The 11,209-nt window shown below is 66.3% G+C and carries 9 protein-coding genes and 1 pseudogene; 4 read left to right on the top strand and 6 right to left on the bottom strand.

The annotated features are described in order from the left end of the window. The 3 genes and pseudogenes from BGN95_RS19180 to BGN95_RS19170 all read left to right on the top strand — a co-directional run. Nucleotides 1-915: TonB-dependent receptor domain-containing protein (locus BGN95_RS19180; protein ID WP_286773708.1), on the top strand; the 915-nt coding region annotated here is incomplete at its 5' end. A 3-nt stretch (nt 916-918) separates the two neighbouring features. Next, nucleotides 919-2,439: a CehA/McbA family metallohydrolase gene (locus tag BGN95_RS19175; protein ID WP_286773707.1), complete on the top strand. Its 1,521-nt coding sequence runs from the start codon at nt 919-921 to the stop codon at nt 2,437-2,439. Nucleotides 2,440-2,681: 242 nt separating this feature from the next. After that, nucleotides 2,682-3,185: pseudogene (locus tag BGN95_RS19170) on the top strand (PEPxxWA-CTERM sorting domain-containing protein); the annotation flags it as partial. 83 nt (nt 3,186-3,268) lie between these two features. On the opposite strand, the gene BGN95_RS19165 reads toward BGN95_RS19170, so the two are convergent. The 6 genes from BGN95_RS19165 to BGN95_RS19140 all read right to left on the bottom strand — a co-directional run bounded on the left by BGN95_RS19165 (nt 3,269) and on the right by BGN95_RS19140 (nt 10,233). Continuing rightward, nucleotides 3,269-3,670: a hypothetical protein gene (locus BGN95_RS19165; RefSeq protein ID WP_265311480.1), complete on the bottom strand. Its 402-nt coding sequence runs from the start codon at nt 3,668-3,670 to the stop codon at nt 3,269-3,271. Between the two features lie 105 nt (nt 3,671-3,775). Then, a complete protein-coding gene (locus BGN95_RS19160; protein ID WP_286773706.1) occupies nt 3,776-4,714 on the bottom strand; it encodes an N-acetylglucosamine kinase in 939 nt (312 codons plus the stop codon). Then, nucleotides 4,711-5,853, bottom strand: coding sequence for an SIS domain-containing protein (locus BGN95_RS19155; protein WP_286773705.1), 1,143 nt, complete (start codon nt 5,851-5,853; stop codon nt 4,711-4,713). Before BGN95_RS19155 ends, BGN95_RS19160 begins: the two co-directional genes overlap by 4 nt. Beyond that, on the bottom strand, nt 5,846-7,129 hold the full coding sequence (locus BGN95_RS19150) for a D-tagatose-bisphosphate aldolase, class II, non-catalytic subunit (RefSeq protein ID WP_286773704.1): 1,284 nt from the start codon (nt 7,127-7,129) through the stop codon (nt 5,846-5,848). Before BGN95_RS19150 ends, BGN95_RS19155 begins: the two co-directional genes overlap by 8 nt. Before the next feature lie 69 nt (nt 7,130-7,198). Beyond that, complete coding sequence (locus BGN95_RS19145) at nt 7,199-8,131, bottom strand: DMT family transporter (RefSeq protein WP_286773703.1); 933 nt, start codon at nt 8,129-8,131, stop codon at nt 7,199-7,201. Further along, a complete protein-coding gene (locus tag BGN95_RS19140; RefSeq protein ID WP_286773702.1) occupies nt 8,128-10,233 on the bottom strand; it encodes a glycoside hydrolase family 36 protein in 2,106 nt (701 codons plus the stop codon). The genes BGN95_RS19145 and BGN95_RS19140 overlap by 4 nt, the downstream gene beginning before the upstream one ends. A gap of 140 nt (nt 10,234-10,373) precedes the next feature. Between BGN95_RS19140 and BGN95_RS19135 the strand changes: the two genes are divergently transcribed. Then, on the top strand, nt 10,374-11,209 hold an 836-nt coding region (locus BGN95_RS19135), incomplete at its 3' end, for an amidohydrolase family protein (protein ID WP_286773701.1).

Raw genomic sequence — 11,209 nt, 5'->3', positions numbered from 1 at the left:
GAAACGATGCGGGCGCGCGGCGCGGTCGGCCTCAAGAAGACGGTCAACCTCGATCCGAACAACCCGGCGACCTCGTCGATCATCACCGGCAGCGGCCTCTACGCCAATTACGACAAGACCTTCAGCCACGCGACGCTGACGGGCGGCGTCAACTATCAGTTCAATCGCGCGGCGGGTCTCTTCGCGCGCTATACCTATGCCAACCGGATGCCGAGCCTCGGCAATTATGTCACCAGCGCGACCGCGACCCCGGTGATCCAGACGATGCACCTGGGCGAGATCGGCTTCAAATATACCAGCCCGCTGATCGATCTCTATGCCACCGGCTTCTGGACCAAGTATAACAATGTCGCTTTCACCAACTATCGCTTCGATCTGAATACCGGGGCCTCGGTCACCGAAGCGCGCTTTGCCGATACACAGACTTTCGGTGTCGAGCTGGAGGGCACGATCCGGCCGACGTCTTGGTTCGATCTCTCGGCCACCGCGACGTTGCAGGATCCGCGCTACAAGGGCCTGACCTATACCGACGCCGCGGGCAAGTTCTACAATTATGACGGCAAGCGCCTGATCCGCGTGCCGACCGTCAGCCTCCGCGTGGTGCCCGGGGTCAATCTGCTCGACGGCAAGCTGCGCGTGCAGGCGTCATGGGAATATGAAGGCAAGCGTTATGTCGACACCGCGAACTCGGTGCGCCTGCCGGCCTATGGCACGATCAACCTCAGCGCCCGCGCGCAGATCAACGATCGTCTGTCGCTCTACGGCTATGTCGACAATCTCAACAATTCGCTGGGTCTTACCGAGGGCAATCCTCGCGCCGGCGAGTTGCAGAACAGCGATGCGGGCGCCAACACCTTCATCGCGCGCCCGTTGATCGGCCGGAATTACCGCGCCGCGATCATGTACAAGTTCTGATCGATGAAGGGGATCGAATCCGCCGTGCTCGGCCTTGCGCTGGCCTGTCTCGCGTCGCCCGCGCCCGCCCAAACCCTGCCTCAACCGGCAGGGCAGGCGAATGCGGTTCCCGATCAGACGTTGCGCGGCACGCTCGGGCGCGCCGATTATGAGCATTATCGCGAAATACCTTTCACGCTCCCGCCGGGCGTGACGCGGCTGACGATCGAGTTCAGCTATGGCGGCAAGGCGCAGCATTCGGTCATCGATCTCGGCCTTGCCGATCCTCAGCGCTTTCGCGGCTGGAGCGGCGGCACGCGCGACCGGATGACGTTGAGCGCGGAGGATGCGACGCCGGGCTATCTGCCTGGGCCGCTCCCGGCGGGCGAATGGCATCTGATCCTCGGCGCGCCCAATATCCGCGAGGGCGCGACGGCGCCGTTCGAGGCGCGCATCTATATCGACCGCGCGCCGACGGTGACCTCGTTCGCCGATGCGCCGATCAATGCTGCGCCCGGCTGGTATCGCGGCGACCTCCACATGCACAGCGGCAACAGCGACGGCAAATGCCTGTCCCAGAAGGGCGAGAAGGTGCCGTGCCCGGTCTATCGCACCGTCGAGGCGGCGGCGAAGCGCGGGCTCGATTTCATCGCGCTGACCGATCATAATACGACCGCGCATTATGACGCGCTGCGCGCGCTGCAGGGCGCATTCGATCGACTGCTGCTCATCCCCGGCCGCGAAGTCACGACCTTCTTTGGCCATTCCAACGTTTTCGGCCCGACCGCCTTCCTCGATTTCCGCATGACCGCGCCAAGCTATGCGCAGGCTGCCAAGTGGATGGACGAGGTGAAGCGCGAGGGCGGGATCGTCTCGCTCAATCATGCCGGCGCGCCGTCGGGCGAAATCTGCATGGGCTGCGGCTGGCGTGTGGAGGATCTGCCGGCCGGCGCGGTGCAGGCGATCGAGGTGGTCAATGGCGGCACGATGGCCGAGACCAAATCGGCCGAGAGCCCGTTGCAGGGTCTTGCGCTCTGGCAGAAACTGCTCAACGCCGGCCAGCGCGTGACCGCGATCGGCGGTAGCGACAACCACAATGCCGACCTTCCCTTCGATCAGCCGGGTGCGATCGGCACCCCGACGACGGTCGTCTTCATGCGCGCGCTTACGGTGCAGGGCTTCATCGACGGCGTCCGCGCCGGCCGCGCATTCGTCGACGTCTACGGCGTCAAGGGTCGCTTTCTCGATATCTCGGCGACGAACGGCGAGGCCAAGGCCGTAATGGGCGGCGCGCTCCGGGTGCGGCCGGGCGAGCGTGTCCGTCTCGCGGCGGAGGTGAGGGGCGCGTCGGGCGGCACGATCCAGCTCGTCGTCGACGGCGAGGCGGATCCGGTCTTCCGCCGCGATATCCAGCGCGATGGCGCGATCGCGCTGACGAACTGGATCGCCGACAGTGGCCGGCATTGGGTGCGCGCGGACGTGCGCGATGCTGCCGGCCGGCTCATCCTCGTCGGCAATCCGATCTATATCGAGGTCGGCAAGTGAAGGGCTGAAAGCGCCGTTCCGAGCGCGCCGGCGCAAGTGAGCGGAGAAGCCGCGATTGACTGTACCAACCGGGGACAAGGTCCGAAAGAATCAGTTAATTTACAATTAATAATATTGTATCCAGCCGACCTCGCTACCAAACAGGGAGAGTCGACGTGGAATTAAGACGCGTTTTTGCCGGCGTGGGCGCGCTGGCGCTGGCCGCCGCCGCTACCCCCTCCAATGCGGCCGAACTGGTCACCAACGGGGGCTTCGAAACCGGTAATTTCAGTGGCTGGACGCTCGGCGGCAACACCGGGTTCACCGGGGTGGACACCGCCTCGGCGCATAGCGGCACTTATGGCGCCTATTTCGGTGCGGTCGGGTCGACCGGGACGCTGAGCCAGCTTCTCAACACGGTTGCCGGGCAGACCTATACCGTTTCGTTCTGGCTCTCGAATTCCGGCTCGCCGACCGACAGCTTCGAAGCATCGATCGGTGATACGGTTCTTCAGACCTTCACCAATGTGAACGCTTTCCAATATTTCAATTTCTCGTTCACCACGCCGGTGAACGGCAGCCCGTCGCTGCTCAAATTTACGTTCCGCCAAGATCCTTCTTACTGGCATATCGACGATATTTCGGTTCAGGGCCTGGCGGGCGGCGTTCCTGAGCCGACGACCTGGGCGATGATGATTCTCGGCCTTGGTGCAGTGGGCGCGGCGATGCGTCGCCGGCGTGCCGCGACGACAGTCCGCTACGCCTAATCCACTATAATATAAGAACTTTCTTCGGGTAGCAAAAAGCCGCCGGGAAACCGGCGGCTTTTTCTCCCAAAGGACGAAGGTTCCTACCGAACCCGTGAGCGCGCGCGCGCCGCGCGAACCGGGGCGTACATGTCCGCGCGCTGCTTCATCAATTCGGCCAGCCAGCACAGATGCGATGCGGCATCGGACAGCGGCAGCATGCACAATTCGTCGAACAGCTCGCGCTGATAGTCGATCCGGCGCGCCAGGATTTCGCGCATCCGGACCCGCGCGCGGCTATCGTCGCGGTGGATTCCGGCGTTGAATTCGCGCGCGGCGTGGAGAAAAACGTCCGCCATTTCCTGTGCTGCCTGAACGCCCTCGTTCAACCCCTCGCTCGCCCCGAACCGCGCGAGCCGGCGCCTGACCGGCGGCAGATCGGGATCGGCCGCAGCGTCGTTGAGCGGCAGGTTGAAATCATAAGTGGCGAGAAATTTTCGAATCATGGCTGCCTCCCCGGCACGATCAGGGAACATGGATCGGGTGCCGATTCAAGCGGATTTGCCGCGTGCAGGAGGAGGATTCGACGGACCGTTGACGCTATCTTTCGATTAGGGATGCGTTCGCTCCCGTGCGATCTTTTGCGCGTAGAGCGCCGCCCCGACGCCGGGTTCATGTCGAGGGGCGATCACCTCGAACCGGCCGCGACCGTCGAGCTCGCGGCACAATGCCGCGCGGACCGCATCCTGTTTAGTCAGCACGCCCCCCGACCAGGAGAGCAACACGCTTTCCTCCTCGGCAAAGCCCAGCGATCGGCGTAGCGCGCCGGCGATCGCGGCCAGCTCGACGCCGGCGCGATCGAGGATCGACAGCGCGACGCGATCGCCTTCCTCTGCCGCCAGCGAGACGATCCGTGCGAGGCCGGCAATGTCGTCACGCACCATTCCGCCGCTGCCCATCACGCGCGCGCAGATGTCGAGATCGGACCCGAGCGCGAGTTCGCGCGAGAAGACGTGTTTGAGCGGCCCTTCGGCGAGGCGCCCGTCGCTCATCCGCGTGAAGGCATTGAGGCCCTGGATCGCGATCCAATAAGCGGAGCCCTCGTCGCCGAACACCTCGCCCCAGCCGCCGACACGCGCTTTGCGGCCCCGGCGTTCGCCATAGCCGATCGAGCCGGTGCCAGCGACGAGGTTGATCCCGTCCGCGCAGGCGAGCGAGCCGGCCCAGCCGCACACCATGTCGTTGTCGCACGCATAGCGGCCGTGGCCGAGCAATTTGCCGCACGCGGCCTCGAGCAGCGGATCGACCGCGGCATCTTCGCCGAAGGCGGGGAGGCCGAAGAAGGAATAGCCGAAAACGGCGGGCGGAAGGCCGAGCTGGCGGCTCACCGCGTCGATCCCCTGCGCGAGACGCGCGATCGCCTCGTCCAGCCCGACCTGGAGGTGATAGGTCGTCCCCGTGAGCGCGCGCGCGACCGTCCGCCCGCTTTCGTCGATGCAGACGAATTCGGTCTTGGTGCCCCCGCCGTCGACGCCGAGGAAGATGCTCATGCCGCCGCCGGATGGATGCGCACGCCCTGGACGACGCGGTTCACCGTCCCGCTGGCGTTGGGTCGATCCGGGGTCCGCCCGAGCCGCAGCGAGAAATGCAGCGCGAACAATTGCGCCGGGACGATATAAGGGAAGAGCAGATCGATATCGGCCTGCCCCGCCGCCCCGGGTACCAGCCATGCCTCGCCCGCCACATCCTGCGCGGCGATCGCGACCACCGCGCCGCAGCGCCCGTCGGCACGCAATTCATCGAGCATGTCGAGATCGTAGAGCCGGGTCAGCGGATCGTTCGAGACGAACATCATGATCAACGTGCGCGGCGTCACGATCGTCTTCGGGCCATGCCGGAAGCCGAGCGGGGAATCGAACGCGGTGGGGATCGCGCCGTCGGTCAGTTCGAGCAGCTTGAGCGCCGCCTCGCGCGCCAGGCCCTGGAACACGCCGCTGCCGAGATAGACCACCCGGTCGAAATCCTGCGCGGCGAGCGCCGCAGCGCGCGGCTCCGCGCCCGCGATCGTCGCCGAAACCGCGTCGGCGATCGCCTCGACGCGGGCGTCGATCGTGTCGATGCCGCCGAGGATCGATAGCGCCGCCAGCATCATCGCGCTGAAGCTCGACGTCATCGCGAACGCGCGGTCATGTGTTTCCTCGGGCAGCACGACCACATGGCTGTTCGCCGCATCGCGCCGGGCGAGCGCGCCCGCGGCGTTGCAGGTGATCACGAGGTGGTGGACCGACGGCAGCTGCGCATCGGCCAGATCGACCGCGGCGACGCTCTCCGGGCTGCTCCCCGAGCGGCCGAACGAGACCATCAATGTCGGCCGCGCGGGATCGAGATAGAGCTGCGGCGCGGCGACGATATCGGTCGTCGCCACCGCCTCGACGCGCCGCCCGGTGGTCGCCGACAGCCACGGCGCGAGGCATTCGCCGATGAACGCGGAGGTGCCCGCGCCGCACAGCATGATGCGCAGGTCGTTCGTGGCGAGCAGCGGGGCGAGGAAGCCCTCGATCGCTGCCCGGCTGGCGCGCAGCAGCGCCTGGGTCGCGCGCAGCGTCGATGGCTGCTGGAGGATCTCGCGACGCGTCCAGCTCTCGGCGCCCCCCGGCGGCAGATCGGACGCGAACAGGGTTTCAGGCATCGGGATTGCAGGCTCCATGATAGGCATCGAGCGTCGCGCCGATCTGCGCGACGATGAGATCGACCGGATCGAGCGACGCGGTGCCGGTGCGGACGGCGGCATAAGCGGCGGGAAGATACTGGCTGAGCAGCGGCAGCGGCGGCATGGCCGCGCGCAGATTGTCGAACAATCGGGCTTGCGCAGCGGCGATCTCGGGATCGGGCCAATAATAACGGATGCGATCGCTGAGGCTATATTGGAGCTGGAGATCAAGCGCGGCGCCGGTCTCGTGATAATAACGCTGCCAATTGCCCGGCGCGGCCTTCATCCGCGCGACGACGGTGTCGCGCAGACCCGCGCGCCGCGACGCATCGACCGTTTCGCGCTCGATCGCGTCGAGCGCCCACAATGCCTCGCGCAGCGCGAAGGTGACGCCCGGCCCGACCTTCAGGATCGCGAAATGGTCGCGCACCAGCGCGGCAAGCGCGTCCGGGCGCTGATAATCGGTCGAATGCGCCTCGAAGACGATATGATCGACCGGGACGATCGCGGCGCTGAGCGCGGCGGCGGCGGCCGGCCGGTAATCGACCACCTTCATATGATCGAATTCGACCCCCGGCTGGACGACGGTGGCGATCACGCGATCCCAGGCGGCGTCGAGCCCGGCTTCGCGAAACAGGTCGCGGTGCATGTCGAGCGTCGCCAGCGCCGCCTCCGGGGTGGTGACGGCGAGCGCGTCGAGATCCTCCGCCGCGCCGCCGGGGACGGGCACTTCGGTGCCGATCACATAGACCGGCGCGAGTGCCGGATCGTCGCGACACGCCGCCTCGGCCGCGCGACAGAGCCGCGCGGCGCGCTCGGCGATCGTCCGTTCGGGAAGCGGGACGGGATCGTCGGCACAACTCATCGAGCAATCGAGATGGATCTTGCCGAAACCGGCGCGAACATAATCGGCGACCATGATTTCCGCCTTCGCCATCGCTTCATCGGCGGGCAGCGCGGTCCAGGCATTGGGGCCGAGATGGTCGCCGCCGAGCGCGAGGCGATCGAGCGGAAAGCCGGTGCGCGCGGCGATCTCCTCGACGAAGGCGCGGAAACCGACGGGCACCATCCCGGTATAGCCGCCGTCCTGGTTCACCTGATTGGAGGTCGCCTCGATCAGCACCAGCGGCGCGGCGTTGCGCAGCGCGTGGCGGAAGGTTGCCTCGATGACCAGCGGATGCGCCGAGCAGACCGAGGTGATGCCGATGGCCTCACCGCGCTTGTGGCGGTCGATCAGATTTCGAATCAGCTCCATCAACGGCTCCTTTGACGCGAGCTATACGCGAGCTGCACAGACTTCGCAATAAACAGAAACAAAACGAAACTATGCGGACTGGATTTCGCGATCGAGCGCGGCGTCGCCGTCCGTGGCCGTATCCGGCTCGATGGCGAGGAGGAGCGAGGCGGCGAGCGCGAGGCCAATGCCGGCGAGCTTGAGCGATCCCGGCATCACGCCGAGCGCGACGAGCGAGATGATCGCGGTGGCGAGCGGGGCGCCGGCATTGGTGAGCGGGGCGACGATGATCGCCTTGCCGTATCGGAAGGCGAAGACGAGCGTCAGCGCGCCGATCGCGTTCAGCACCTGGATCGCCGCCGCCAGCCACGGCCCGCTCGCGCCATAATTGATCGGGCGGCTGAAATCGGTCATCGCCCAGGCGACCGGGATCAGTGCCAGCCCGGTGACCGTCATATAGAAGAAGATGCTCTCCGCCGACATGATGTGATTGGCGGATTTCATGAAATAGGCCTGCAACCCCCAGCAGACCATGACGAACAGCGCCATCCACAGCCAGCTTCCGCCATGCGCGTCGCCGCCCGGGGCGAAATCGAAGGTCGGGAGCGCGAGCAGGGCAAGCAGGATGCCGAGCGCGCCGAGCCGGCCGGTGCGTTCGCCCATGATGAGGAACGACAAAGCGATCGTGACGACCGGCGAAAGCGAGATGACCGGGAAGATCAGATAGGCCGGCCCGCGCGTCACCGCATAGAAGAGCACCATCTGCCCGCCGGCGCCGAGCGCGCCGACCGCAACGCCGTAAACGATCGCGCGCGCGCTGCGGTCGAGCTTCCAGCCGGCCTGCGCGAGGACGATTAGCGCGGGCGGGATCATCGTCAGCGCCCATACGCAATAGACCAATGTCTCGGGGAAGCCGCGTTCGGGCGACAGGCCGGAGAAGGCGCCCCAGATGCCCCATAGCACGACGGTGGTGAGCGCATTGAACAGCCAGGCGCGCCCGGCGCGGGAGGGTGCGTGGCTCATGCTTTGGTCTTGTCCTGAAGCGGCGCGGCCTCGACGAGCAGGAAATGCTCGAAGCTCGCCTGAAGGGTGGCGACGGAGCCGCTGACGGTACCGAGCGGGCGCCCGGTGAAGCTGTCGGTCAGCTGGTGGCGCCCGGCAGGCAGGCCGCGGAGCTGGACCGGGCCGGACCATTTATCCGCATAAAAGGCATAATGGATCTTGCCGCCGGCGCGGATCGCATGGCCCTCGGGCTTGTCGAACCCGATATCGTACAGGCCGCCCAGATAATCTCCCTTGGGCAGCATGTTGGCGCGGTAGAGCGCGATCCACTTGCGCCACAGCGCCTCTTTCTGCGCGGTCAGCGCGATGCCGCCTGGCGGCAGCGGATCGGTGCTGTGCGCGGGATCGCGCGGCCAGGTGAATTTGGTCGAGAGGATCGCGCCGATCCCGTAATGCGAGGCGAAATCATCGTGTCGGTCGCTGAGCTCGACATGATCGCCCGCGAAGGGCGCGCTGGGCCCCATCATCGCCTTGAACGTCTTGCCCTTCGAGCGGATCTGCCAGGAGGAGGTCGGGTCCGAGGCGGGAGTGTGGTTCATCCCCGGGATATTGTGGAAGGCGAAAGCGTCGCCGCACGGGCAGATTTCGATCACCGCATTCGGGTTGATCGCGATCGCCTCGTCATAGAGCGCCTTCCAGAAATCCTGCAGCTTTTCGTAGGATTCCTCGGGCCGGGCGTGATTGTGCGCGGGGTTGTAGCAGGGCGCGACGCCGTTCAGATGCTGGCCGTCGAGCTTGAGCCCCTCATAGCCCCATTCGCCGATGATGCGGCGGACCTGGCCGCGGAAATAATCGACCACCGGCGGATAGGCCGGGCAGAGCGTGAAGGCATCCCAGAAGCTCACATTCTGCGCCGCGCCGTTGCGATCGAGCAGCAGCATATCCGAATGATCGCGCAGCAGATCGGTGCCGGGATCGGCGGCGAGCGGCGCGAGCCAGAGCCGCGGGCGCATCCCGGCCGCCTTGATCCGGTCCGCAAAGGCCTTCATGTCGGCGTCGCCGCGCGGAAATTTGGCGCGATTGAGTTTCCAGTCGCCTTCCGACGTCTGCCATCCGTCGTCGAGCACCGCCCATTCGAGGCCGATGTCCCTGGCCTTGGGCAGCGCGGTGAAGATTTCGTCGACGGTGAATTGCCGGCCATAGCCCCAGGCGCACCAGACCGGCGCATAGCTCGTCTCGGGGATCGGCGGGGCGGCGATGCCGCGCGTCGCCATGATCCGGCGATAGGCGTCGAGCGGGCGGAAATGATCGCCCTCATGCGCCATCACGAAAAGCGGCGGCAGCGACAGGGTCGCGCCGGGCGCGAGGAGCGCGGGCTCGTCGCCGGCGATGCCGATCCGCGTCCCGCCCGGCTGCCCCGAGACAGGGAGCGAGACGAGGCGCGGGACGATATCGATATGGCCGACCGCGAGCCCGACGTCGCGCCGCCACACCGCGGCGACGGGGGTGCCGCCGCCGTAATCCGCGGCGTTCATGCCCATGAAGTTGCGCTGGCCGAACCCCGGGGTGATCGGCTGCACCCAATCGCGGCGATCGGCATAAGAGGCGCCCGAGAAGCTCCACGCGCCGTCGGGATGCGCGAGCAGATCGTGCGTTGCGGCGTGCCAGCCGGCGATTGCGAGCGGCGCCGTGCCGGTATTGCGATAGGCGATGTCGAGCAGGGCGAGCCCGGGATAAGAATCGAGGAAGGTGACCGCGATGCGCTTCTCGATATTGCCCCCGGCGGTGCCGCGGAGATGATGGACCTGGCCGCGGCCGTGCGGGCCGGAAACCGCCTCGCGGCGCTGATCGATCAGCAGGAAGCGATCGACGATGCGCTGATCATCGAGCCGGATCGCCTCGCCCGGCTCCATCGCGGTGAGCGCGGTCGCGCCGCGCGAGAGGCGCGAATGAAGCGCCGAGTCGAACTCGATCGTCAGCACCCCGTCCGACAGGCGGAGGATCGGCGCGTCGCCGGTCGCGACGCGGGCGGCGGCGCGCAGCGGCGGGGTGACCGAGAGCATCGCGCCCGCGCCCATCAACCGGGCGATCGTCGCACGGCGGGACATCATGGGCTGCGACATAAGCGGCTCTCTCCGAAAGCATGGCGGTGTCGATCGCGATCGATCGTCGGCTTGTCGGAGACTTGCACAGTCGCTTGGGGTTGCGCAATATAAAACGCAACATAAAGTGAGTTTCGTTAAGTTTCCTTTGGAGAGAGAAGATGCGCGCATTGCGGAATCTGGCGCTGGCGACGACCGCGCTGCTGCTCGTGGGGGCCGCGCCGGCGCCCGACGTTTATGGCGAGGCGGATTTCGCGCGGGTGCGCAAGCTCGACGCGCATGTCCACGCCAATGTGGCCGATCCGGCGTTCGTGCGGCTCGCAGCGACGGACGGGTTCGAGCTATTGTCGATCAACGTCGATTATCCCGATTTCCCGCCGATCGCGGAGCAGGCGCGGATCGCTTATGCGATGCATGCGGCCGATCCCAAGCGCTTCCATTTCGCTACCACCTTCTCGATGGACGGTTTCGGCGCGCCGGGCTGGGCGGCGCGGGCGGAAAAGCAGATCGATGCGGGGCTCGCGCGGGGCGCGGTGGCGGTCAAGGTATGGAAGAATATCGGGATGGTGGCGAAGGATGCCGCGGGCAAGCGCGTGTTCCTCGACGATCCGCGCTTCGATCCGGTCATCGCGCAGCTCGAGGCGAGGCGCGTGCCGCTGATCGCGCATCAGGGCGAGCCCAAGAATTGCTGGCTGCCGCTCGATCAGATGACGACCGACAATGACCGGAGCTATTTCAGCGAGCATCCCGAATATTATATGTACCGGCACCCCGAGGAGCCGAGCTACGAACAATTGATGGCGGTGCGCGATCGCTTCGTGGCGCGCCACCCGCGTCTCGCGTTCGACGGCGCGCATATGGCGAGCCTCGAATGGAGCGTGGACGAGCTTGCGCGCTTCCTCGATCGCTTTCCCCATGCGATGGTCGATCTCGCCGCGCGGATGAGCCAGGTGCAGGCGCAGTCCAATGCGGACCATGCCAAGGTGCGCGCTTTCTT

The organism is Sphingomonas sp. 66-10, assembly GCF_001897045.1.
GTDB classification, from domain to species: Bacteria; Pseudomonadota; Alphaproteobacteria; order Sphingomonadales; family Sphingomonadaceae; genus Sphingomonas; species Sphingomonas lycopersici.
This window is presented reverse-complemented; position numbering and strand designations above follow the sequence as displayed.

Coding starts and splice junctions, on each gene's coding strand:
- BGN95_RS19140 (WP_286773702.1), bottom strand. CDS start 10,233: ATGTCGCAGCCCATGATGTCCCGCCGTGCGACGATCGCCCGGTTGATG.
- BGN95_RS19145 (WP_286773703.1), bottom strand. CDS start 8,131: ATGAGCCACGCACCCTCCCGCGCCGGGCGCGCCTGGCTGTTCAATGCG.
- BGN95_RS19155 (WP_286773705.1), bottom strand. CDS start 5,853: ATGCCTGAAACCCTGTTCGCGTCCGATCTGCCGCCGGGGGGCGCCGAG.
- BGN95_RS19165 (WP_265311480.1), bottom strand. CDS start 3,670: ATGATTCGAAAATTTCTCGCCACTTATGATTTCAACCTGCCGCTCAAC.
- BGN95_RS19175 (WP_286773707.1), top strand. CDS start 919: ATGAAGGGGATCGAATCCGCCGTGCTCGGCCTTGCGCTGGCCTGTCTC.
- BGN95_RS19160 (WP_286773706.1), bottom strand. CDS start 4,714: ATGAGCATCTTCCTCGGCGTCGACGGCGGGGGCACCAAGACCGAATTC.
- BGN95_RS19150 (WP_286773704.1), bottom strand. CDS start 7,129: ATGGAGCTGATTCGAAATCTGATCGACCGCCACAAGCGCGGTGAGGCC.